We start from the raw sequence: 25,604 nt of genomic DNA on the forward strand, positions 1-25,604 counted from the left end.
TTCACCCTTATTGTCTAACGTTATTCATCCAGCTATTTTTGAAAGCTTTTTATAAATTGTTCCAATTCTTGGCGATCTTTCTCTAACTCTTCCGCTGACTTCTCTTGCTTTACTGGTTGTTTTTTCTTCGATTCTTTTTGTTCTTTAAACCATTTTGGTAAAACTTCATTCGATTTTTTCGTTTGTGTTTGTTTTTTCTGTTGCCATTTTTGATACATATGATGTTCCCGTTTCGCTATATCCATTGCTTGCTCAGCAGTCGTAATTTTTTCACGACTCCAATGGGCAGCAATCGTTTCTAAATAATTTTTGGCTAATTTATTTTGATTTCGTTTTAATACATAATCCACTAAGACGTTCATCACCGGTTGTTCAAGTCCATGTGTTTCCATCATTTCAGTAATCATATCGATCTCTTTCATGGAAGCTACGCCGGAACTTGATTGGTCTTCCAAAAGTTGACGATGGGTGATCGTTTCAAAGTGATGAATTAATTTATCCTTTTTTGAAAGGTTTTCGCTTTGATTGGAAGTATTCGTGCTTTTATTTTTATTAATTGGTGGCTTTTCCGTAGACTGTTCGTTTTGTCGATATAATCTTGGTGGGACCGTTCCATGTTTTTTATAATAAATATCTTTACACATCGCATGGAACTCTTTCCGGTCAAGCGTTGATGCCTCAGTCACTGCCCACATAACTGCTTTTTCTAGTTCCAAGAAGTTTACATCATAGATTTTGATCATTTTCTCCATGAAGATTAAATTCGATTGCGTTAATATTGTTTCTGGTTGAAGCTGTTGTTGTGAAAGCATTTTTTTCAACCAATCTACCGGCAAACTTGATTCCTCAAATTGCTCTTCCTGTTTAACCGTAGGCCCTTCCGCTTCTTCTTTCGGAGCAACAGTCGTAAACACTTCATCGAATGACGTCGTTAGCTGTTGTACGGAATCCGGTAGTTTTTTCGGTTGTATTAATTTTCTTTTCAATTGATTGGCTACATCTTGTCCAACTTGATGTTCCAATAAGACCGCATACATCGAATCAGCGAAAAATCCTTTAGCAGAAAACGGCGGCTGCAATAAATAATAAAAGGTCGTGTAGCTTAATGACTCTTTATATGTTTTTAACAGTCCGATTGCTTCCAGTCTTTTTCTCGCTTCATAAAACTCATCCAAATCCATGTTTAGCATCGTCATCACATAATGATGAGAAGCTGATGCGTCAGAAGCTTGTTTCGCTGCTTCTTCTTTTAAAAATTGAAACAGTGCAACAGCTTCTCTACCGATCAAAGGTTGATACAATAATGTCAAAACGGAATCAGCATCCGTGAAAAAAACTTCTTGCTGTATAACTTTCATCCGGTCATTCGGTAATAAATGCTTCATCCGTTCCATTGTCATTTCATATAACCTCCAAACCTACTCTTTCTTCGTGCGGTGGATCATTTCGTTCAATTCATTCATAAAGACGTTAATATCCTTAAATTGGCGATACACAGAAGCAAAGCGCACATAAGCAACTTCATCGACATCCGCTAATCGCTCCATAATCATTTCGCCAATATCATTACTCATGACTTCGGAATTTCCTTGATTACGTAATTCTCGTTCAACATCGAAAGCAATCTTTTCGACTTGATCGACAGACACCGGTCTTTTCTCACAAGATTTCAATAAACCTCTTTTGAGCTTCTCACGAGAAAACTCTTCTCTCATACCCTCTTTTTTTACAACAATTAACGGAATCTCCTCAACGCGTTCGAATGTAGTAAAACGATAGTAACATTCATCGCATTCTCTTCTCCGACGAATTGTTTTACCTTCATCAATCGGTCGGGAGTCCAGTACGCGTGTGCTTTTATAATCACAATTTGGGCATTTCATCGATAGCCACCCCAATTTATTCTTCTACTAGTATTCTTCTTATTATAACAAATCACTTTGCTAAAGTTTAGTGTTGTTTTTTGACACTTGACTAGTTGCAGAACTCCAGCAATCCATAAATCTATCGACTCTTCTTTCTACCTACTTATCCCATAGGATTGACATGGTGTCAAATTTGGAAAAGTTACTTATCATGCGGTCATTAAATGAATAAATGATTTATATAAACCGAATCGAATAGAATTGAGAAGATTTTCGATTTTTCCCGCTTAGATGCAAGTGGTGTTTTCTTTTCAGTTCGGACGTAGCGAACTAGCGTGTAATTTGGTATCTACTTCGATTAAAGGAGCTTTCTAATCAGGGGTGGCGGTCAGAAATTCTACTCTACCATCGATTAGAAGTGCTCTAATCAACGGTAGCATTCAAAAATTGGACTCTATCATCGAATAGAAGCGCTCTAATCAACGATAGCATTCAAAAATTAGGCTCTATCATCGATTAGAAGCTCTATAAAAGAAAAACCCGAACGATTTATGGTTAAATCGTTCAGGTTTCTATCTTTTTAATCTACTTACTAATTAAATATCAACATTTTCTTTTGCTCTAGTATCAAGTGAATTCAAAGGCATTTCGTCGGCAATGTATTTCACAAGGTCTACTACCCGGCAAGAGTAACCCCACTCATTATCGTACCAAGCAAGGACTTTAACTTTTCTGTCTTCCATCACAATCGTTGAAAGTCCATCTACAATAGAAGAATGAGCATCCGTCATATAATCCATTGAAACTAGTGGTTCTTTATTAATAGATAGAATGCCTTTCATTGAACCTTCCATTGCGTCATAAAATGCTTGATTCACTTGTTCAACTGTAACATCTTGTTTGACGTCTACAACTAAGTCTACAAGTGAAACGTTAGGTGTTGGAACGCGAAGTGCCATTCCATGCAATTTCCCTTGAAGTGTTGGCATTACTTCGCCAAGTGCTTTGGCTGCACCAGTTGAAGTAGGGATAATTGACTGAGTCGCACCACGTGCACGACGTAGATCTTTATGTGGGTTATCTAAGTTTTTCTGATCATTCGTGAATGCGTGAACAGTTGTCATTAAACCATTCTCAATCCCAAATCGATCTTCCAATATCTTCGCAACAGGTGCCAAGCAATTCGTTGTACAAGAAGCATTCGAGATCACATGGTCTGTTTCAGGTTGGTAATCGCCTTCGTTAACTCCCATTACAATTGTTCGATCGACGCCACCTTTACCTGGTGCTGTTAAAACTACTTTTTTAGCGCCTGCATCGATATGAGGCTGTGCTTTTTCTTTTGAATTAAACTTTCCAGTCGCTTCAATAACTACATCAATACCTAAATCTTTCCATGGTAGCTCTGCAGGATTACGGTTGGAAACTGTTCTAATCAATTGGCCATCTATCACTAATTTATCATCTTCAACACTTACTTCACCATCATATTTTCCGTGATTTGAATCATACTTGATTAAATGAGCTAGTGTCTCAACAGGATAACTCGCATTTATTGCCACTACTTCTAATTGATCTTCTTTCATTACACGGCGAAAAACCATGCGGCCAATCCGGCCAAAACCGTTGATTGCAATACGTGTTGTTGTCATATTACATCCTCCTAAGGCATAAACGTTATACATATTTTGAAAATCCCACAAATAGTATAACACATTTATGTCGAAAAGGAAGATGGATTTTAAATTGTTTTAAGAAAATGTTAGTTTTTGAGTAAATTGGGCACGTTCCAATTCGTTAAAATGTCACTTAGTTGCTGCTTGCTTTCTTCAATTGTGCCACTATTATTGATGATTGCATCGGCTTCTTCTTTCTTTTTTTCAATCGATATTTGTGCATCTATGCGGGATTGTGCTTCTTCCTTCGCACTCCCATCCCTGTCCATCAACCGTTCCAATTGTAACTTCTCCGGAATATAGACGACGAGCGTGCGGTCAACGTAATCAAAGAGCTTGCTTTCAAATAATAAAGGAATGTCCATGACGACTAATGGTACACCCTGTTTAACCAATTCATCTCGTTGTGTTAGCATTTCTTTCCGGATCTCTGGATGAATGATTTGATTTAATTCTGTACGTTTTTGTGCATCATTGAACACAATATTCCCTAACCGTTTCCGGTCAAGTGTTCCATCAGCTCCAATGACTTCATTTCCGAAATGTGCCTTAATCTTTTCAAAAGCAGGCTCACCCGGCTTCACTACATCTCGCGCAATTGCATCGGCATCAATCACTGGAATTGCTGCACTTTTAAACATATTGGATATCGTTGATTTGCCTGTTGCAATGCTACCTGTAAGTCCAACCACTAGTGTCATCATAATCCCTACCCTATAAAATATGAAATACCTATTCCGATTAAAATCATTCCTGGAATCCATGCAAATAGATGTGTTGCATGAAATTGTTTGAACCATTTACCTGTCCATGCACCGACATGTAAAAATAAGCTTGAAAAAATTCCTACTAAAAGTCCGAGCAGATAGATCGGTATCGTTGTAAATGTAGTCCCTATACCTGTCGCGAAGGAATCAAGTGATAGCGCTAACGCAACAACGAACACTTCGACTCCCCGGATGGAACCAGAACGGTCGATATCCGCTTCTTGCGGCTCTTTTAATACTCGCCATATATCAACGATTGTCCATGGTGGCTCAACGGATTTCAGTTTTTCCTTTTGTTCAGTTGCCCATTGGTAGAGCACCCAGAGACCAATGGTGATAAAGATCATTCCACCAATGGATTCAGACGAAAATGGAAGCACGTATAGAAAGTACTTTCCAAGCCAACTTCCGATCACGAAGCAACTACCAGTAACTAAGCCAATCAGCCAAACAAAACGAAAACGTAGCTGAATGGAACGTAACTGAAAGGTGAAACCGAAGAAGAAACTATCGAAGCTTACGGCAAAACTTAGTAATATCATGATGAAATACGGGCTCATGTAAAAGTAGCTCCTTCCATAAGCGGTCTACCTATCTTATGAAAAGAGCTTTATTCATGTGAGTTGCTCATTTATCGGGTCGCTAATTGACCCGGAATTAAAACTATTTATGGAGCTGGTTGGCAAACCGGGCAGAAATGTGTCCCACGTCCACCAACTTTAATTTTTTCAATCTCTGTTCCACACACTTTACATGGTTCGCCTTCTTTTCCGTAAACGGCAATCTGAAGCTGAAACATGCCTATCTCACCAAGCGAATTTAAATAAGAACGAATAGACGAACCCCCGACTTTGATTGCATCCTCCAACACTTTTATAATCATTTCATGCAATCTTTCACACTCTTGCATAGACAATGTATTGGAAATCCGCTCCGGATGAAGATTACTCCAGAACAATGCTTCATCAACGTAAATGTTTCCTAGCCCTGTGACAATCGATTGATCGAGTAAAGCAGGTTTTATTTTACGTGTTGTTTTTCGTAATTTAGCATGCAAATATTCTGGTGAGAACCCTTCTTCAAATGGCTCGAATCCGAGTTTATTTAACGGTGCTGTCGTTAATTCTGTTCCATTTGACTTCAAGTGCATCGTACCGAATTTACGCACATCACGATAACGAAGTTCTTTCCCGTTCGATAATGTAAAAATAATATGTGTATGGGCATCTTTAGGTTCATTAGCTTCATGAATGCCATACTTTCCTTCCATTCTCAAATGGGAAACAAGTGTGTAATCATTTAGACGAAATAATAAGAACTTTCCTAGTCGATCGATTTGCTGAAAGGCTTGACCAATAAGTAAATGCCTGAATGCTTCCGAATCTTCAGGTTCTTTGACAATCCTCGCATAATGAATTTCGACGTCCTTGATCGTCGTGCCGCTAATTAACGGTTCCAGCGTACGACGAACAGTTTCCACCTCTGGTAGTTCAGGCAATTGTTGTACTTCCTCTCTTCCGTGATCTCTTCTATCTAATTTTTATCTCTAGAACTTAGGCTATTTAGCATCATACCATGTATCCCCATAAGAGGCATCGACTCTTAATGGTACATCCAATGAAACTGTGTTTTCCATAGCTCTCGTCACAAGTTTTTTCAATGCGTCGACATCTTCTTTTGCCACTTCAAAAATCAATTCGTCATGAACTTGCAAAAGCATATTTGCATGAATATCAGAGTCTTCTAATGCTCGTTTCACATCAATCATCGCTTGCTTAATGACATCGGCTGCACTCCCTTGAATTGGTGAGTTCATAGCTGTCCGTTCGGCAAAGCTACGACGGTTAAAGTTACGCGCGTTAATTTCCGGCAAGTAGCGGCGTCGTTTCATAATTGTCTCAACATACCCGTCACGTTTCGCTTGATTGACGATTTCCTCCATATACTGCTTAACACCTGGATAGCTATTCAAATACGTATTAATGAACACGCCGGCTTCTTTTCTGGAAATTCCCAAACTTTGACTTAAGCCATAATCACTGATTCCATAAACAATTCCGAAGTTAACCGCTTTTGCATGACGCCTCATGAGCGATGTTACTTCATCTTCTTTGACGTTAAACACTTCACTTGCTGTTTGCGTATGGATGTCTTTCCCTTGTCTGAATGCTTCAATTAACTTTTCATCTTGAGAGATATGAGCTAAAACTCGGAGTTCGATTTGCGAATAATCGGCTGCAAGCATTACCCATTCATCTTTAGACGGAATGAATGCTTGGCGAATTTTACGCCCTTCTTCCAAACGAATCGGTATGTTTTGTAAATTCGGGTCTACCGAGCTCAAGCGACCTGTTTGCGTTAATACTTGATTAAAACGCGTATGAATTTTATTCGTATCTTTGTATACGACTTTTAATAAACCTTCTAAATAGGTTGATTGTAATTTACGCAACTGTCGATAGAGAAGAATTTGATCGACAATCTCATGCTCATGTTGTAATTTTTCAAGAACATCAGCAGCTGTAGAATAGCCTGTCTTTGTTTTTTTAATGACTGGTAAGCCTAAGTCTTCAAATAGAACGACACCAAGCTGCTTCGGTGAATCGATGTTAAATGTTTGTCCCGCCAGTTCATGAATTCTTTTCTCAATCTCTTGTAAACGTAAGTCCAGATCATCCTTCATTTCTTTCAAACGCTCGACATCTGTTCGGACGCCGATATATTCCATTTCACCTAAAATAATGGATAGTGGCATTTCTAATTCATGAAATAGATTTTCTTGTTCATTTTCTTGCAGTTCGTTTTGTAGTATTTCATACAGTTGATGGCCTACATAGGCTTTGCGTACAATATGTTCTGCATATACGTCTTCATCTGGAAGCTTTCGTTTAGCACCTTTTCCATAAATCTCTTCGTCAAACGAAGTATCGTGGATACCATAAAATGTCGCAACACCCGGCAAATCATGTGCAGAGTTTTGCGGATTGACGATATATGAAGCGAGCAATAAATCGAATATAATGCCTTCCACTTCAATACCTTTCCAAGCAAGAGCAACTTTCATCGCTTTTGAATCACTGACGATTTTCTTCTTTTCTGGATTCTTAAGCCAGTCAACGAACTGCGTTGATTCAAGTGCGATATCTGTCGGGATGAAATAATGCCCGGTTTCATTGGATAAAGAAAAACCAACTATATCGGATGAATGATAGTTTTCTTCCCATGACTCCATAATGAAAATATTTTCTTTCGGGCTAAGGATAGCATCATCAAACTCACTGATCTTTTGAAAGCTCACCTCAGCACGCTCAACCGGCTCTTCGCTTGCTTCCCCGTCAATTCGGTCCATTAATGAGTTAAATCCGTAAGCTTTAAAAACTTCAATTACTTTCTGTGTCTCATAGCCCGGATAAACGATGTCATCGACACTGATTTCAATCGGCGAATTTCGATCGATTGTCACTAACTCTTTACTCATGAATGCATCTTCTTTATGATTCGTTAGATTTTCTTTTAATTTTTTACCGCTTATTTCTTCTAGATTTTCATAGATGTTTTCGAGTGTGTCAAACTGGTTCAACAGTTTTGCCGCTGTTTTCTGCCCGACACCAGCGACTCCTGGGATATTATCTGAAGGATCACCCATTAAAGCTTTGAAGTCGATTAACTGTTCTCTAGAAACACCCATTTTTTCAGGAATTGTTGCTGGTGTGTAGGCTTCTAAATCAGATGTTCCTTTTTTAGAGATCGATACGGTTGTATAATCATCAGCTAACTGCAATAAGTCTTTATCACCTGTAATGATGTTCGTATGCTTTTTTTGCTCGGATGCCTGCTTTGAAATCGTTCCAATAATATCATCCGCTTCATACTGGTCCAATTCATAATGTTTAATTCCGAATGCATCTAGTAACTGACGCACAATTAAAAATTGTTCAGAGAGTTCTGGTGGCGTTTTTTGTCTTCCACCTTTATACTCTTTGTACGTCTCATGACGGAAAGTCGTTTTTCCTGCATCGAAGGCAACCAATATACTCTCTGGCTTTTTTTCTTCTAATACCTTCAAAAGCATCGTCGTAAAACCATAAACGGCATTCGTGTGAACCCCTTGATCATTACTCAAGAGAGGCAACGCGAAAAACGCCCGATACAAGACACTGTTCCCGTCAATTAAAATAACTTCATCAGCCATTCAAGCACCTCATTTTCTATTTCTCAATTCTTACTTGTTTCTAGGCAAATGAACAGTAATTTCCGTTCCTTCACCGAACGTACTATCAATCTCAATCTCGCCCTCATGTACTTCAACGATATGCTTAACAATCGATAATCCTAAGCCAGTCCCGCCGGATTGTCGGCTTCTTGCTTGATCGACCCGGTAAAACCTTTCAAAAATGCGGTGAAGTTTTTCCTTTGGTATACCAATTCCATTATCTTTAATTCTTAAGATGATTTCTTCGTCCGTTTGATCGATCGTCCATTCAATAGATCCACCTTCATCCGTATATTGAACAGCATTTACATATAAGTTCAATACTAATTGATACCAACGATGGTAGTCTGCAAAGACCGTTAAATCCTCCGGTACATGAACCTCTGTTTTTATATTTTTTTCCACTATTTTATCTTCAACAACTTGATGAACTTCATCCATTAACATTTTTAAACGAAATTCCGTTTTCTCCAGTTGAAATGAATCTTTTTCAAGTAAAGCTAAATCCAATAAATCTTCAACAAGATTATTCAAGCGCTTGCTTTCTTTTTCAATAATCTTCAAAAATTCATTCGCTTTCTGTTCATCCACTTTCTGTTCTAACAATGTTTCTGCAAAACCTTGCATGGAGGTCAATGGCGTTCTCAATTCATGTGAGACGTTGGCAACAAAGTCTTTCCGTACATTCTCAACTTGCTTTATTTGTGTAATGTCATGACAGACGACGACAATACCTTTCCACGTATCATCTGCATTCTTAATCGGCGCGACATGTACGTCAAAATAATGGCCTTGTGTTTTAATTTGCGCATGCTTTTTCTCTTCTGTAAAAATAGCTTCTTGAATCAATTCATTTAATTGTTCATGATCAATGACCTCGTAGTAAACCTCACCGATAATCTTTTTCTCTTGAACAGAGAAATATTCGATGAACGCATCATTAATCAATCGTGTGATGCCTTTATCGTTCACTAATAAGACTCCGCTCACCATATTATTGACAACTGTATTCAAACGGTCATTTTGATTCTCGTATTTTCCTGTAATGTACTCCAGGTTTCGAGCTAAACGGTTAATCGAATGACTCAATTCAGAGGCAATCCCATAGGGAGCATCATGAATTCTCACTTGATAATCTCCTTCGACTAGCCGTTCCGCTGTATCTGCCGCCTTTCGGATTGGCATGACATAACTATCATATAAACGGTTTCCGAAACTCCATAGAAAAGCAATGACTAACGTAGCTAATATGCTGACAAGTAGCCAAACCGTCCATTGCAGTTCGCGGATAGGTAATTCTTCGCTGACGACAACTAAGGTCGTGTTGTCAGAAACAGTATAACGATAAATTAACCGATCATTTTCCAACAGATACCCGGCTTCTGATGCCTGACCACGAAGAACTTCTAAAAAGTCATCGTTGTCAGGAACAAATGTAGACAATTCTTGTTGGTGATCTTGGTAATATAAATCTACTTGAAAGTATTCGGCATAATAATTGAGGTCCTCACTGTTCAAACGTCGACGGTCTGCCTCATCCTCGAGTTGCTCACCGATAAAGTTTGCATCGTTATTCAGTTGTTGTTCAGTAGACTGAACGACATAGTGCTGTGCAATTTGAGAGAATACATAGCCAAGCACAGCAAAAAAAGCAATGATTAATAAAATATAAATATATAACGTATTTCGGTTTCCAGCTTTTCGGCTTTTCGTCATGTTTTATCCCTCAATTTTATAACCAATTCCTCTGACCGTTTTTATCAATGTTGGTTTTTTAGGATCTAACTCCAGTTTTTCACGCAGATGGCTAATATGTACATCGACGATTCTTGTATCTCCAACGAAGTCAAAATCCCAAACATCTTTTAGCAAATCGGCACGCGGAACCGGTTTGTTTTTTCGTTTCACTAAATAGATTAGTAAATCAAACTCTTTTTTTGTAAATTCAACGAGTTCATCTTCTTTAAATACTTCATATGTTTCTGGATCTACACGAATATGAGCCAGTCGAATTTGTTTTCCTGACTCCTCCACCGGCTGCGTTCGTCTCAAAACAACTTTTACGCGGGTCACCAATTCTTTAGGACTAAAGGGCTTCGTCATATAATCATCTGCACCATATTCAAGTCCAGTGATCATATCCTGCTCATGACGCTTGGCCGTTAACATAATGATTGGTGTGTGAATATTATCCTGCCGTAACTTTTGACAGATCTCCATGCCGTCCATCGACGGAAGCATCAAGTCCAATACAATGAGATCAAAGTCTTCATTTTTCGCCGCTTCGTATGCTTGCTTTCCATCTTGATAGACGACAGTTTCAAATCCTTCTTGCTCTAAATTATATTCAATTAATGTAGTGATCGAATCCTCATCATCGACAATCAAAATACGCTGGCCCATCAAGTCAACCCCTACTATTCTTTTATATTTATCATATCGATAATTCACTAGTTTGAAAAGTAATAAGAAGTCGGGTCATCCGTGACAAAAAGAAACGAAAATGGAACATCCATAAACACGATGCTCCATTTTTTATTTGAAATGAATGAGGAAACTAATTTCCAAATAACTGATCAATGACATCCTTATAATCGGTCGTCGGCACTTGACAGGAGAAGTTTTCACACACAAATATTGTCGTTTGACCATTGATCTGTCTATAACCTTCCGCAAAAGGTGCCACTTTCACTAGCTCTGTTGCATTACCAGCAATCAATGATAGTTGTGGGTTGTAGCTTTGTTGATAATGCTGAATGAACTCATTAAAACTATCTGCTTCCTTATTCCCTAATAAAACTATTTCTTTTGACGGAAAATCAGTCATGAGTAAACTTTGCAAGAAAAAGCTTGTGACATACGGATGTTTTTGAACGGTTGGATAAAATAAATGATACATCGCTTCAAGTTTTTCAATATAATTAGACTCACCCGTCAAGGATCCTAAGCGGGCTAATAGTACGCCTGCAACACTGTTTCCTGATGGGATGGCTCCTTCTTGGATTTCCTTTTCACGGTCGATCAATGTTTCACCATCGTCACCATAAAAGAAAAACCCGCCTTCTTGGTCATCCCAAAACAACGTGAATAGTTCATCCATCAATTGCTTCGCTATTTGTAAATACGTCAAGTCGAAATCAATTTCATAGTATTCCAAGTAGGCCCAGGCTAAATAAGCATAGTCATCTAAGTAAGCCTTGTATTTAACATCTTTTTCTCGGTATCTGGCCATTAAACGACTATTTTGATACATATTTTCTTCAATGAACGTAAGCGCTTGAGATGCCATGTCGGTATATTCAGGTTGTTGGTATGCCTTTGCTGCTTTAAGTAACGCAGTAATCATCATCGCATTCCAGGAGGTTAGCATTTTATCATCCACATGCGGATAAATTCGTTTTTCTCTTTCATTTAAGAGCAGATTGCGTGCTTCCTCCAATTGTTTACTTATTTCATGAACCGACAACTGATGACGTTCAGCGACTTGTTTTAAATCTACGTCAATCAGATGAGGAATATTCTTTCCTTCAAAATTACCCTGTTTCGTTATTTGGTAAGCATCTGTATATAAATCACCTAGCTGCTCGCCCAAGATTTGATATACCTCTTCATAAGACCAAACGTAATATTTTCCTTCTTGTCCTTCTGAATCGGCATCAATGCCTGAATAGAAGAAGCCTTCTTCACTCGTCATTTCTCTTTTTACAAATTGAATAATCTGCTCACTAATTTGTTGGTAAAAAGGATTACGCGTTACTTGATAAGCCTCCGTATAGGCCATCAACAAAAATGCCTGATCATACAGCATTTTCTCAAAATGTGGAACGAGCCACTTTTCATCTGTCGCATAACGTGTAAAGCCAAAACCGACATGGTCCCACAAACCACCATTAGCCATTGCTTGAAGCGTATGTTCCGCCATTTGCAATGCCTGTTCATTATTCGTCTGATTATAATAGTTAAGTAAAAACAAGATGTTTTGAGGTGCTGGAAACTTAGGTGCCCCGCCGAAACCTCCATATGTTTCGTCATACAATCGAGTAAACAGTTCATATCCTCTGTGTACAGCGGTTTGATCCAATCGTTGTTCAGATGCTTTCAATTGAGAACGCTCAATCGCTCGCTCGACACTTGCGGTAACGTCTTTAATTTGCTTAGGATCATTTTGATACGTTTCATATAATTGCTTCACGACATCTTGAAAGCTCGGTAATCCATAACGACCTTTTGGTGGAAAATAAGTCCCTGCATAAAACGGGATATGATCCGGTGTCATAAAGACGGACATAGGCCACCCACCGTGCCCTGTCATCTGTTGACAGATTTTCATATAAACCGAATCGACATCCGGTCGTTCTTCCCGGTCAACTTTAATCGAAATGAAACGTTCATTTAGTAGCTTAGCTGTTTCTTCATCTTCGAAACTTTCATGTGCCATGACGTGACACCAATGACAGGTTGAATATCCGATTGATAAAAAAATGGGTTTGTTTTCTTTTTTCGCTTGATCGAATGCTTCTTCACCCCACGGATACCAATCAACTGGGTTATATGCATGTTGTAGGAGGTAAGGTGATTTTTCATTGATTAGACGATTGGGTTTATGCATATGCTGACACTCCAATAATTTATTTTAGCGAGTCGTTTCTCTTCTCCTATTATCTTATCACGTTATAAAGACGCCCAATCAACCGATAGACTTCAAAATAGAAAACAGGCATTCACCCATCAGTTACAATGGTGAATGCCCTAACCAACAAAGCTATTCTCTTTCTTAAACCTCTTCCAAAAAGTTAATGTGTGACACGATTTGTTCTACAGCTTGTTCGCCATTTTCTTCCCATTCATTTTTATCATGAATCTTTCCGTCCGTGTCTAGAGGTTTTTGAAATTGACCCAAACCTGAAATAGTTGCCAAAGCATTGGCATCTTTCTCCAAACCGATATTGACAACATGTTTAATGACATACGGTTTTTCAAATTCAATTAATGCATTGGGGCGATCGAGTTCTCCATCAATCACTTGAAAAGGCATACGCAAGTAGATCGTTTCACCAGCTTCTCGCCATAAAATTGAGTCAATGCAGCCACGGTCATAGTCCCAGCAACCACCGAGTGTAAATTTAAGCCTTTTCGCTTCCGAAAGCATGTTTCCAAAAAACGTTCGCTTACCTTCAAGCTGAGTATCCAGTTCAATCATTTGAATCCACCTTTACTATATAGTTTATGTTGGTCATAGTATTGGTTGATTCAGTGGAAACATACCGGAATTCATGAAACTTTTGGTATGTATTAAATGTGTCTCAGTAAAGAAAACAACTCGGGAAAATATATTTTTTTCAAGTTAGTTTAACGCGACTCTAACTGCCATATATTTCCCGAGCAATAACGATTTCATTTTAACCCTTAGAATACTATTTTACTTTGTTTCATAATTATATTGCTCTTCAATCTCTCCTGAAGAACTGTGAACATAAGCAATTGTGTCATTTTCATCAGCAAGTTCAATTGCTTTTTCAATCGCCTCATCTTTCGAATCCGTTGTATATTCTGGTTCTTCCTTGCCCTCTTCTTTCACTGCCCATTCTTCTTCAGACGGTACAACGTGAAACCTTGCATCTTCCGTACCTGCTCTTTCTTTAAAAAACTCTTGTCGTTCTTGTTCAGACATATTTAAAACCTCCTTTAGTTGATTGAAAATTCATGTTGCATTAGTCGATACCCGAATCACAATTTGGAAAACATAAAAAATCCACCTTGGAAAATTCATTCCAAAGTGGATCATATGACGATTAATTATCTTTGTTTAATACGTCCATTACTTGCTGAACGGATTGTGCTGATTGATCTAATTGAGTTTTTTCTTCATCTGTCAAATCAAGCTCTATAATTTTCTCGAGTCCGCTACCACCGAGAATTGTCGGTACTCCTAAATACATATCCTTGTAGCCGTATTCTCCTTCGAGATAAGCGATTGCAGGTAAAATTCGTCGCTGATCTTTCAGAATTGCTTCTGTCATCTCTGTCAACGCAGCAGCAGGGGCATAGTATGCTGAACCATTTCCGAGTAACCCTACGATTTCACCGCCGCCTTTTCGTGTACGTTCCACAATCTCATCAAGGCGTTGTTTTGAAATGAGTTTCTCTAATGGAATCCCTCCTGCGTGAGAGTAACGAAGCATTGGCACCATGTCATCACCATGCCCACCTAGAACGAATCCAGAAACATCCTTTACGGAAATATCCAGCTCTTCAGCGATGAATGTGCGAAAACGCGCTGTATCTAACACACCAGACTGACCGATGATCCGGTTTTTAGGTAAACCAGCTGTTTGGTATACGGTATAGGTCATCGCATCAACTGGGTTCGTTAACACGAGAATAATCGGCTCCTTGGAGTACTTCATAATTTCTTGTGTTACAGATTTCATAATTTTAGAGTTTGTCGCTACAAGATCATCTCGACTCATTCCAGGTTTTCTAGCAATTCCTGCTGTAATGATGACGACATCAGAATCTTGTGTGTCAGCATAATTCGATGTGCCAACAATTTTTGCATCAAATCGTTGAACAGGACTTGCTTCTAACATATCTAGAGCCTTACCTTTAGTCGGGTCTTCCATGTCTGGAATATCGACTAAAACAACGTCAGCTAATTCCTTTTGAGCAACCATCAAAGCAGCTGTTGCACCTGTGAATCCGGCACCGATGACTGAGACTTTCCTACGCTTGATTGTCATCTAAAGCCTCCCTCAATTTGATTTCAACCAATTGATTCTAGCTTTCCACATTCAAAGAAACATTAACCCATGTTTTTGATTAGTTCATCAGCGAACTCAGAAGTTTTAACTTCTGTTGCGTTATCCATCAAGCGAGCGAAGTCATAAGTAACGACTTTGCTTGCAATCGTTTTATCCATCGCTTTTGCGATTAGCTCACTAGCTTCTCTCCAGCCTAGGTGGTCAAGCATCAATGTACCTGACAAGATGACTGAAGATGGATTTACTTTGTCCATGCCAGCATATTTTGGAGCAGTACCGTGAGTCGCTTCAAAGATTGCATGGCCTGTGTCGTTGTTGATGTTCGCTCCTGGAGCAATACCAATTCCACCAACTTGTGCAGCTAGCGCGTCAGAAATGTAGTCGCCATTTAGGTTCATTGTCGCAACGACTTCGAACTCTTTTGGACGAGTTAGGATTTGCTGCAAGAAGATGTCTGCAATTGCATCTTTAACGATGATTTTACCAGCATCTTGTGCTTCTTTCTGCGCTTTGTCAGCTTCTTCGCGACCTTTTTCTTCAACAATCGCATCGTATTCGTTCCAAGTGAATACTTTGTCGCCATATTCACGTTCAGCTAGTTCATAACCCCAGCTCTTGAAAGAACCTTCAGTAAACTTCATGATGTTTCCTTTGTGAACGAGCGTAACGGATTTTTTGCCTTCGTTTAGTGCATACTCGATTGCTGCACGCACCAAGCGCTCAGTACCTTCTTTGGATACTGGCTTAATTCCGATACCAGAAGTTTCAGGGAAACGAATTTTGTCTACACCCATTTCGTTTTGGATGAAGTCAATTACTTTTTTCACTTCGTCTGTTCCTTCTTGCCACTCAATACCCGCATAAATATCTTCAGTGTTTTCACGGAAGATTTGCATGTCTACATCTTCAGGATGCTTAACCGGAGAAGGTACCCCTTCGAAATAACGAACAGGACGTAGGCAAGTAAATAGGTCAAGCTCTTGACGTAGTGCAACGTTTAGAGAACGAATTCCTCCACCAATCGGTGTAGTCAATGGACCTTTAATCGCAATTTTGTAATCACGAATTGTTTCTAAAGTTTCGTTTGGTAGCCACTCACCAGTTTTGTCATATGCTTTCTGACCAGCAAGTACTTCTTTCCAAACAATTTTCTTTTCGCCGTTGTATGCTTTTTCAACAGCTTGCTCTAATACTCGTGAAGCTGCAGCCCAAATGTCTGGACCAGTTCCATCTCCTTCGATATATGGAATGATTGCATGATTTGGAACATTCATTTTTCCATTTTCTACTGTAATTTTTTCACCTTGTGTCATTGAAATACCTCCTCATTTTTTACATCCGTTTTTGTTATCTGAAAATTGTTGAAAAATCCAGACAACATCACAAAAGCCGGAAAGTCCGGCTTTTGAATAATCTATAGTACCTTAATTCGATCGCTACTTAGCGCTCATTAAGTGGTACATACTTCTGTTTGCTTGGACCTACCCATTCAGCTCTTGGGCGAATCAAGCGGTTATCAGCATACTGTTCAAGAATGTGTGCCAACCAACCAGATACGCGGCTTACTGCGAAAATTGGTGTGAAGAGATCATGGTCGATCCCAAGACTATGATATACAGACGCTGAATAGAAATCAACGTTTGCAGGTAATCCTTTGTTTTCTTTAATATAGTCTTCAATTTTAATAGACATTTCGTACCATTTCGTTTCACCAGCAATTTCTGTTAATTGCTTGGACATTTCTTTCAAGTGCTTGGCACGTGGATCGCCATTTTTATATACTCTGTGGCCCATTCCCATAATTTTTTCTTTGTTTTCAAGCTTTTTCTCAATATGTGGAATGGCATTGTCGACTTCACCAATTTCAGAAAGCATCGCCATAACGCGCTCATTTGCACCACCGTGAAGTGGTCCTTTCAGTGCTCCGATTGCTGCAGTAACACCAGAGTAAACATCAGAAAGTGTTGCTACACAAACACGCGCTGTGAATGTAGATGCGTTCAATTCGTGATCAGCATGTAAAACTAATGCTTTGTTAAATGCTTCAACTTCAATGTCTTTTGGCTCCTCACCATTTAACATATATAGGAAGTTTTCCGCATAGCTGTATTCTTTTTTCGGTGCAACCGGATCTTTTCCGTTCCGAATTCTTGCAAAAGCAGTAACAATAGTAGAGATCTTTGCTTGTAAACGAACAGCTTTACGACGGTTTGCTTCTTCATCCATCGTATCTGCTTCGTCGTCATACAAACCAAGCATAGAAACGGCCGTACGCAATGCTGCCATCGGATGAACCGTTTTCAAATCATACGATTTCAAGTGATCAACGATTTCAGAAGGGATATTCATATTCTCTGCTAAATCGTTTTTGAATTTGTCTAATTCATCTTTTGTAGGTAGCTTTTGATTCCAAAGAAGGTAAACTACTTCTTCGAAACTTGAGTTTTCTGCAAGATCATCAATATCGTAACCCACATAGGTAAGCTTATCATCAATGATCGAGCTAATAGACGATTCTGTTGCTACAATTCCTTCAAGTCCCTTAGTGTTTGACATCGTATCTCTCTCCTTTTTCTTTTTGTCAAAATGTGTATGAACACATTTAATTCTATCGGAATGCTAGTATATCTTCCACATACCATTATAAACAAATTCCGACTGAATGTGAAATTTTTTAAAATACTTAGAAGTATTTAGCTTCATAGCTTGGACAATTGGTTCATACAATGATGTATGTAGGTGTTATTTAGTTGGATACAAGCTTTAGCTAAACAATCCAACCATCGAATCGACAACACGCATAGCAAGGTATGCAATTCCCGCGCCAATTAATGGTCCAACAGCGATTCCTTGGAAAAACACAACAGCAAGAATCGTTCCGAGAATCAGGGCTGTTGTCAAGTGTGGTTCGTTCGCTAACAACGTCAATCCGTCCTTTGCAACATAGGCCACAAAGATTCCTGCAAGAACAGCAATCCATGCATAATACGATTTAAAACTACTCGCTAGATCGGCAAACCCTATTTCACCTGCAGCGATGGGAACGAGTACTGCAACTGTAATAATGACAACACCGATAAACATACCTTTCGCTTCTAGAAAGGGAAAGACCCGATCTTCCAGCTTGAACAATTTAATGCCTAATAAAATATAGACGGCAATTAAAATCGCTTGGTTTTTAGCGATAAATCCGAGCGCTAATAAAATAAGTAAAAATATTGTTGATGATGAAAACACGATCATTCACCTCTTTATTGAAGCTTCACTTCATCCATTTGCACGAACTTTTCATTAACAGAACGTATGCGTGGATGAGAGACCCTCTCTCATTGTAGCAGAAAGGATTACAAGAATGAATATTGATTGGATTAAAGCTACACAACTGACTGTCACTTTCATCGTAGTGTCTACGTTATTTTACGTTAGCTTACCCATTTTATATCCGTTTTACATAAGTATCGTGCTTGCGATTGTTATCCTCCCGCTCGCTAAGTTATTGGAAAGAAAGTTATATTTTCCTCGGGGACTAGCTATATTCACAATGATTTTTATGTTATTAGTCGTTTCGATTACAGTTATATCGTTAAGTATGATTGAATTGATTCACTTTCTCCAACAATTCTCTTATCTCTTACCTCAGATATTCGATACAACATTACAGCACTTTTATGAAACGATATTTCCTTGGACAGAAAAAGTGATTGGAACATTATCTAATTTACTAAGCAAGTCTCCGGATTTTTCAAAGGATTACTTCACACAGCTTTTGAGGGATTTTGCGAACTCACTTCGGGAATATAGTCAAAATTTTTTATTGGACCTTGTCCAATCACTCATTTTATTATTCACGAACACGTTACAGTCGAGTTATATTTTTATACTCATTTTATTAAGTACTTATTTTTTAGCGAAGGATGGTCCTAGATGGGCAGCTACTTTATTATCAAAGCTTCCCACTCCTGTGAAAGATTTTGTATTTGATCTTAGGACGCAAAGTTATCAAGTGATTAAAAGATATTTTTTCGCACAACTTCTGATCATTTTAAGCTCAGGATTAATTATCTGGATTGGACTAACAATTTTAGATGTGAAGCATGCACTTGCAATCACTTTTTTTAGTATGCTTTTGGATTTCATCCCTTTGATCGGTGTCAGTGTCGTGTTTATTCCTTGGATTTTATATAGTTTTCTGACACAGCAATTTCATATGACAATCGGGTTAAGCGTACTTTTACTAGTCTTGATCATTTTTCGTAATATCATTGAACCAAAACTTTTAGGTACATCCCTTGGAATTCATCCTTTTGTGATGATCATATTGTTATTTTTATTTTTTCAATGGTTTGGTGTAATGGGTGTGCTTTTAACCCCTTTGTGTTTAATTTTATTGATAACCATTAAGCAAACGGGTATTTTACGGGATATTCAAGCGTATTTAACGAAGTAGGTCGGATGGTTGGGGGACATAGTTAGGCAGCGTGAGTTTGGCTTTCGTGCTAGAGAGATGCTATCAACGACGGAAGTGGGGGGGGGAATTGGTGGCCTTCCGTGCTCGAGAGGCGCTGTCAACGACGGAAGCGGGAAAATTTGTTTGGCTTCCGTGCTCGAGAGATGTTCTCAACGACCTTTTCACATGATGACGATGCCGATTGGGTGTCGAGAGCACTTCTCGATGACATTTCCGCATGAGAACGAAGCCATTCGCGTATCGAGAGCGCTTCTCGACGACATTTCAACACAAGAATGAAGCCACTTGGGTAACGAGAGCACTTCTCAATGACATTTCAACACGAGAACGAAGCCATTTGGGTATCGAGAGCACTCCTCAATGACATTTCAACACAAGAACGAAGTCATTCAGGTATCGAGAGGATTTCTCGATGACATTTCAACCCGAAGACAGAGCCTTTTCCGTCTCGAGAGCACTTCTCGATGACTTTTTCTACACGAGTATGAAGCCACTCGGGTGTCGAAAGCCTACTCAACCAAAAAAACCTGAACGATAACACATAACGAGTGTGTCGTTCAGGTTTTATAAATTCTATCTCCGGTATATATGAAATCTTTTGACTGATCCTTTTTTAATCATCGATAACAGCTGTGCTTGTGCCCAAAGTTTGAATGGTCTACGAGTCGTTGGTATCAATAAAAGAAAACCAACTAGATCAGTAAGAAACCCAGGCGTGAACAATAAAACTGCTCCGATTAAAATCGCAATCCCGTCGAAAATTTCATCTTTTGGCATACGGCGGTTAGCCATTGCCTGACGGGCGCTATTCAGTGTACTAATTCCTTGCCACTTGGCTAAGAAGGCACCTGTCACACCTGTCAAGATAATGCCAATTAACACAAACCAAATACTCGTTATGTTCCCAAGCCAAACAAAGATAGCAATCTCGATGACTGAGAAAACAACAATTAATAAAAATAACAATCGAAACATTTATTCACCTTCTATATGATCGAAGTTCGTCCTAGATAAATATTACCCGTTTCAGAATCAAGTGTAATCTCATCGCCATTCGATAACAAGCTCGTCACTTCTTTCGCACCGACGATTGTTGGTAGGTCTAAGTTTAAGCCGACAATCGCTGCGTGGCTTGTCAATCCGCCTTCTTCTGTTATGATTCCTACAGCTCGTTTGATCCACGGCATCATTTCTTTTTCTGTACCTGTAGCAACGATGATGTCACCGTCTTTAAAGTTTTCCTCTAACTGTTCTGCACTTTCGGCAATGATGACTTTACCAGAAGCACCTTTGTCTCCGATTCCTTGGCCTTTCTGTACGATGTCTCCGACAACGTGAACTTTAACTAAGTTAGTAGAACCACTTTGACCGACAGGAACACCAGCTGTGATTACGATTCGATCTCCGCGCTGGATGTACCCTGAATCAAGACTACGGCTTACGGCTAATCCGAGCATCTCATCAGTTGAATTCACTCGTTCTCCGTGAATTGGATGAACTCCCCACACAAGGTTTAATTGTCGATTTACACTTTCACGGAAAGTAATAGCGATAATTGGTGCATTCGGACGATATTTAGAAATCATCCGTGCAGTATTCCCGCTTTCCGTCGGTGTGACGATTGCATTCAATTCAAGTTCTTCTGTTAAATTGGCAACCGAGTGACTAATCGCGTCAGTCATATTTTTATCATCATTTTTAAATCGGTTGTTGGATGTATCTAGTTGTGAAATCTTGTTTTCCGTATAAACAGCAATGTTATACATCGTTTGAACGGATTCAACAGGGTAATCACCTGCAGCTGTTTCGCCGGACAACATAATCGCATCCGTACCATCATAGATTGCGTTCGCAACATCGCTTGCCTCCGCACGTGTCGGTCTTGGATTTCGTTGCATGGAATCTAGCATCTGTGTAGCTGTAATAACTGGTTTTGCTGCTAAATTACATTCGTGGATAAGCTTTTTCTGAACGAACGGTACTTCTTCTGCTGGGATTTCAACACCTAAGTCCCCACGTGCCACCATGATTCCGTTACTGACCTGAAGGATTTGAGCAATGTTGTTCACGCCTTCTCGGTTTTCGATTTTCGGAATGATTTGGATATGTTCACCGTTGTTTTTTTCCAATAGCTCACGAATATCTAACACATCTGAAGCACGGCGGATAAAGGATGCCGCAATAAAGTCAATTCCTTCTTCGATTCCAAATAAAATATCTTCTGCATCTTTATCTGTAATCCCCGGTAGGTTTACGCTCACATTCGGAACGTTGACACCTTTTTTATTTTTGATTTCACCGGAGTTTTGCACAACGGTTTCAATCTCATTTTTATCCTCATGAATCGCTTTAACTTCAAGACCAATCAGTCCATCATCAAGCAAGATTTTTGAGCCTGGGTGGACGTCATGAATCAATCCACTATATGTGAGAGAAAACCGCTCGGCTGTTCCTTCTACGTCATCCATTGTCAAGAAGACGGTCGAACCTTCTTCTAAATACGCTTGGCCTCCTTGAAATTGGCCAGTACGAATTTCTGGTCCTTTTGTATCCAACATAATCGCAATCGACCGACCAGTTTCTTCAGCAGCTTGACGGATATTCTGAATTCGATTACGGTGTTCTTCATGATCTCCATGAGAAAAGTTTAACCTCGCAACATTCATTCCTGATTCGATTAATTGCTTCAACGTTTCCACGGACTCTGACGCAGGTCCAATAGTACATACAATTTTTGTTTTGTTTTTAATCATAAGGTCACTACCTCCTAAAGTTATATGGATAGTTGGCTAGATAAGTTATATAGTTCTTCTATCTCTTTGTTACTTTTATCGAAATTACCTGTAAGATCATAATCGACAAATTGGTTATTTTCCAATCCGACCATCCGGCCTTGCTTTCCATTTAGCAGCAGCTCAACGGCATAAGCACCAAAACGACTCGCAATAACACGGTCATAAGCGCTTGGCGAGCCTCCTCGTTGTGTATGGCCCAATATCGTTACACGAGTTGAGAAATTCAACTCATCTTTTATTCGCTCGGCAATGTCATAAGCATTACCCGCGCCTTCAGCCAACATAATAATGCTATGTCTTTTTCCACGTTCATGGCCTCGTTTAATTTTTTGAATGACATCATCATAGCTTGTCTTAATCTCTGGGATTAAAATACTTTCTGCACCGCCGGCAAGCCCTGCCCACAGTGCTAAATCGCCAGCATCTCTACCCATTGCCTCAATGACATAAATACGCTCGTGCGATGTGGCGGTATCTCGAATTTTATCGACCGCTTCAATGACAGTATTCAAGGCCGTATCAAATCCGATCGTGTAGTCAGTTCCAGCAATATCATTATCAATCGTCCCTGGAATACCGATACATGGATAGCCTTTCTCCGTCAGTTTTTTTGCACCTTTAAACGAACCGTCACCACCAATGATGACCAATCCTTCAATGCCATAGTGATTCAACTGTTCAATAGCTTTCTGTTGACCTTCTTCCGTCTTGAAATCTTCAGAACGGGAGGAAAACAACATTGTACCACCTTTTTGAATAATATCACCAACGGAACCAATATCCAGTTGCTTAATTTCACCATCGATTAACCCTTGATAACCATAATAAATGCCAAATACTTCTATATCATGATAAATACAGCTTCTGACAACTGCACGAATCGCAGCGTTCATTCCTGGCGCATCACCGCCACTCGTTAAAATACCAATACGTTTCATAACTTCACCTCATCTCATTCTCTATAAAGGCAGTAAGTAATTCATCTTATTGAACCATCTACCTATATTTTAAATCAACTGTTAGGTAAAAATCATGTCATACGGGGTAAAGTTCAAATAAAATTCGTTTGATACATTAAAAATGTTAGCTTGGTCTGCTTTAAGGTTACCACATAAATAAAAATCTGCCCCCTTGTTTATTTGTACCAATAACAAGTAGGGCAGTTCTTGGTATTACTAATTGACAGGAGTTTCTGTTCGTTCTAAAACGGACGTTGTTGAACCGATTTTTTCATATTTACGCCAACGTTGATCCAATAATTCTTGTTCACTTAATTGACTTAATTCGTGCAAAGAAGATTCAATGACTTCTTTGATTTTATTCGCCTGGCTATCAATATCACGATGTGCGCCACCTTGAACTTCTTCGATAACACCGTCAATTACACCGAGTTCCTTAAGGTCATAGGATGTTATTTTCATCGATTCAGCCGCTTTTTTGGCTAAATTGGAATCTTTCCACAGTAAGGCCGCTGCTCCTTCTGGAGAGATAACGGAGTAAGTGGAGTTTTCCAACATGAACAGCTTATCACCAACACTGATCCCTAAAGCGCCGCCACTTCCGCCTTCACCGATTACAATACAAATGATTGGGACAGTTAATCCTGCCATTTCACGAAGGTTCTTTGCAATGGCTTCACTTTGACCTCGCTCTTCAGCAGCTTTTCCTGGATAAGCACCTTTTGTATCGATGAACGTAATAATAGGACGATCGAATTTTTCTGCCTGGTACATTAATCGCAATGCTTTCCGATACCCTTCAGGATGTGGCATACCGAAATTACGACGGATGTTTTCTTTCGTATCTTTTCCTCGTTGGTGTCCGACTACGGTGACAGGTTGACCATTAAACTTGGCAATCCCTCCGACAATCGCTTCATCATCGCTATGATAACGATCACCATGCATTTCAAGGAAATCAGTAAATAGTTGCTCGATATAATCCAACGTAGTCGGTCGCTCCGCATGTCTAGCCATTTGAACACGGTCCCACGGAGCCATATTTTCATAAACTTCACGTTCCAAATGCTCCAACCGTTCTTCCAAACGACCAATTTCTTCCGTCAGATCGACTTCACTATCACCAGAAATCTTTTTCAGCTCAGCAATCTTTTCTCTAAGCTCCACAACTGGTTTCTCAAAAGGAAGGACGTTCTTCTTCATGAGCGATCACCTCCATCCTGGTGAATATCTAGAATCGTCGTTAATATTTTTTTCATTTCCGACCGATGAATAACACGATCTAACTGACCATGCTTGTACAGAAATTCAGCCGTCTGGAAATCATCTGGCAACTTCTCTCGGATCGTCTGCTCGATAATTCTTCGACCCGCAAAACCAATCAATGCTTTTGGCTCGGCAAAATTGTAATCACCTAAAGAAGCAAAACTCGCTGATACACCACCTGTTGTCGGATGCGTCATATACGAGATGAACAACCCGCCTGAACGGCTAAAGCGTTCCAATGCGACAGAGGTTTTCGACATTTGCATTAAACTGAGTACGCCTTCTTGCATACGCGCACCACCAGAGGCTGTGAAAATTATAATAGGCAGTCTTTCTTCTCTTGCTTTTTCAATCGCTCTTGAGATTTTCTCACCGACGACAGACCCCATACTTCCCATCCGGAAACGTGAATCCATTACAGCAATAGCCGATTCATAACCATTTATTTTTCCTTTACCTGTCATAACGGCTTCATTCATACCTGTCTTCTTCTGATCCTTTTCCACTTTTTCTATGTAATCCGGAAATTCAAGTGGATTTGCGGAAGTCAGTTGGACATCCCACTCTTCAAATGTGTTCGCATCCATCAATGCATTTATCCGTTCTTTCGCTGACATCGGATGATGATGGTCACAATTTAAGCAAATGAGATTGTTTTTTTCTAATTCTTTTCTGTAGTATATCTTTCGGCATGAAGGACATTTCATCATTAACCCTTCTGGGACATCTTCTCGTTCTGCTTGTTTTGATATTGTGGCATATTTTCTTTTTTTATTAAAAATATCTCGTAACAACGGGATTCCTCCTTTGCGTGTACACACCATAAACATACAG

At 39.4% G+C, this 25,604-nt stretch carries 22 protein-coding genes; 1 reads left to right on the forward strand and 21 read right to left on the reverse strand.

Translation table 11 applies throughout. The annotated features are described in order from the left end of the window. Window positions 1-32: 32 nt before the first annotated feature. The 16 genes from FPQ13_RS04115 to FPQ13_RS04190 form a co-directional block, all read right to left on the reverse strand. The gene (locus FPQ13_RS04115) at window positions 33-1,400 is read right to left on the reverse strand and encodes a replication initiation and membrane attachment family protein (RefSeq protein WP_144088056.1); all 1,368 of its coding nucleotides are present in this window, start codon (window positions 1,398-1,400) and stop codon (window positions 33-35) included. A gap of 18 nt (window positions 1,401-1,418) precedes the next feature. Further along, entirely contained in the window at window positions 1,419-1,883 is a 465-nt protein-coding gene (nrdR, locus tag FPQ13_RS04120) for a transcriptional regulator NrdR (RefSeq protein WP_144088057.1), read from the reverse strand. Window positions 1,884-2,461: 578 nt separating this feature from the next. After that, window positions 2,462-3,517 (reverse strand): glyceraldehyde-3-phosphate dehydrogenase, encoded by a 1,056-nt coding sequence (locus FPQ13_RS04125; protein WP_144088058.1) that lies wholly within the window; start codon window positions 3,515-3,517, stop codon window positions 2,462-2,464. 110 nt (window positions 3,518-3,627) lie between these two features. Beyond that, window positions 3,628-4,242, reverse strand: a complete 615-nt coding sequence (coaE, locus tag FPQ13_RS04130) for a dephospho-CoA kinase (protein WP_144088059.1) — start codon at window positions 4,240-4,242, stop codon at window positions 3,628-3,630. Window positions 4,243-4,250: 8 nt separating this feature from the next. Then, window positions 4,251-4,868 (reverse strand): manganese efflux pump, encoded by a 618-nt coding sequence (locus tag FPQ13_RS04135; protein WP_144088060.1) that lies wholly within the window; start codon window positions 4,866-4,868, stop codon window positions 4,251-4,253. Between the two features lie 107 nt (window positions 4,869-4,975). Beyond that, window positions 4,976-5,806: a DNA-formamidopyrimidine glycosylase gene (gene mutM / locus FPQ13_RS04140; protein WP_144088061.1), complete on the reverse strand. Its 831-nt coding sequence runs from the start codon at window positions 5,804-5,806 to the stop codon at window positions 4,976-4,978. A gap of 60 nt (window positions 5,807-5,866) precedes the next feature. Then, a complete protein-coding gene (polA, locus tag FPQ13_RS04145; protein WP_144088062.1) occupies window positions 5,867-8,500 on the reverse strand; it encodes a DNA polymerase I in 2,634 nt (877 codons plus the stop codon). 30 nt (window positions 8,501-8,530) lie between these two features. Next, window positions 8,531-10,237, reverse strand: coding sequence for a two-component system histidine kinase PnpS (gene pnpS / locus FPQ13_RS04150; RefSeq protein ID WP_144088063.1), 1,707 nt, complete (start codon window positions 10,235-10,237; stop codon window positions 8,531-8,533). Between the two features lie 3 nt (window positions 10,238-10,240). Beyond that, on the reverse strand, window positions 10,241-10,924 hold the full coding sequence (locus tag FPQ13_RS04155; RefSeq protein ID WP_144088064.1) for a response regulator transcription factor: 684 nt from the start codon (window positions 10,922-10,924) through the stop codon (window positions 10,241-10,243). Between the two features lie 154 nt (window positions 10,925-11,078). Further along, window positions 11,079-13,130 carry a thioredoxin domain-containing protein gene (locus FPQ13_RS04160; protein ID WP_144088065.1) on the reverse strand — a complete coding sequence of 684 codons (2,052 nt, stop codon included), beginning with the start codon at window positions 13,128-13,130 and terminating at the stop codon, window positions 11,079-11,081. Window positions 13,131-13,295: 165 nt separating this feature from the next. Continuing rightward, window positions 13,296-13,721 carry a YugN family protein gene (locus tag FPQ13_RS04165; RefSeq protein ID WP_144088066.1) on the reverse strand — a complete coding sequence of 142 codons (426 nt, stop codon included), beginning with the start codon at window positions 13,719-13,721 and terminating at the stop codon, window positions 13,296-13,298. Window positions 13,722-13,940: 219 nt separating this feature from the next. Next, window positions 13,941-14,192 carry a DUF2188 domain-containing protein gene (locus FPQ13_RS04170; RefSeq protein ID WP_144088067.1) on the reverse strand — a complete coding sequence of 84 codons (252 nt, stop codon included), beginning with the start codon at window positions 14,190-14,192 and terminating at the stop codon, window positions 13,941-13,943. A 121-nt stretch (window positions 14,193-14,313) separates the two neighbouring features. Further along, window positions 14,314-15,261, reverse strand: coding sequence for a malate dehydrogenase (mdh, locus tag FPQ13_RS04175; RefSeq protein WP_144088068.1), 948 nt, complete (start codon window positions 15,259-15,261; stop codon window positions 14,314-14,316). A gap of 62 nt (window positions 15,262-15,323) precedes the next feature. Beyond that, the gene (gene icd / locus FPQ13_RS04180; RefSeq protein WP_144088069.1) at window positions 15,324-16,595 is read right to left on the reverse strand and encodes an NADP-dependent isocitrate dehydrogenase; all 1,272 of its coding nucleotides are present in this window, start codon (window positions 16,593-16,595) and stop codon (window positions 15,324-15,326) included. 127 nt (window positions 16,596-16,722) lie between these two features. Beyond that, the gene (gene citZ / locus FPQ13_RS04185) at window positions 16,723-17,838 is read right to left on the reverse strand and encodes a citrate synthase (protein WP_144088070.1); all 1,116 of its coding nucleotides are present in this window, start codon (window positions 17,836-17,838) and stop codon (window positions 16,723-16,725) included. A 207-nt stretch (window positions 17,839-18,045) separates the two neighbouring features. Further along, on the reverse strand, window positions 18,046-18,519 hold the full coding sequence (locus tag FPQ13_RS04190) for a DUF441 domain-containing protein (RefSeq protein WP_144088071.1): 474 nt from the start codon (window positions 18,517-18,519) through the stop codon (window positions 18,046-18,048). Between the two features lie 115 nt (window positions 18,520-18,634). On the opposite strand from FPQ13_RS04190, the gene ytvI reads away from it, so the two are divergent. Further along, a complete protein-coding gene (gene ytvI / locus FPQ13_RS04195) occupies window positions 18,635-19,729 on the forward strand; it encodes a sporulation integral membrane protein YtvI (protein ID WP_144088072.1) in 1,095 nt (364 codons plus the stop codon). 594 nt (window positions 19,730-20,323) lie between these two features. Here ytvI and FPQ13_RS04200 read toward each other — a convergent pair. The 5 genes from FPQ13_RS04200 to accD form a co-directional block, all read right to left on the reverse strand. Next, entirely contained in the window at window positions 20,324-20,725 is a 402-nt protein-coding gene (locus FPQ13_RS04200; RefSeq protein ID WP_144088073.1) for an FxsA family protein, read from the reverse strand. Between the two features lie 11 nt (window positions 20,726-20,736). Then, complete coding sequence (gene pyk, locus FPQ13_RS04205) at window positions 20,737-22,503, reverse strand: pyruvate kinase (protein WP_144088074.1); 1,767 nt, start codon at window positions 22,501-22,503, stop codon at window positions 20,737-20,739. A gap of 20 nt (window positions 22,504-22,523) precedes the next feature. Further along, the gene (gene pfkA / locus FPQ13_RS04210) at window positions 22,524-23,483 is read right to left on the reverse strand and encodes a 6-phosphofructokinase (protein WP_144088075.1); all 960 of its coding nucleotides are present in this window, start codon (window positions 23,481-23,483) and stop codon (window positions 22,524-22,526) included. Window positions 23,484-23,720: 237 nt separating this feature from the next. Further along, window positions 23,721-24,707 (reverse strand): acetyl-CoA carboxylase carboxyl transferase subunit alpha, encoded by a 987-nt coding sequence (gene accA, locus FPQ13_RS04215; RefSeq protein ID WP_144088076.1) that lies wholly within the window; start codon window positions 24,705-24,707, stop codon window positions 23,721-23,723. After that, the gene (accD, locus tag FPQ13_RS04220) at window positions 24,704-25,564 is read right to left on the reverse strand and encodes an acetyl-CoA carboxylase, carboxyltransferase subunit beta (protein WP_144088077.1); all 861 of its coding nucleotides are present in this window, start codon (window positions 25,562-25,564) and stop codon (window positions 24,704-24,706) included. Before accD ends, accA begins: the two co-directional genes overlap by 4 nt. Between the last annotated feature and the right edge of the window lie 40 nt (window positions 25,565-25,604).

Source organism: Allobacillus salarius (genome assembly GCF_007559425.1).
In the GTDB taxonomy this organism is placed as follows: domain Bacteria; phylum Bacillota; class Bacilli; order Bacillales; family Alkalibacillaceae; genus Allobacillus; species Allobacillus salarius.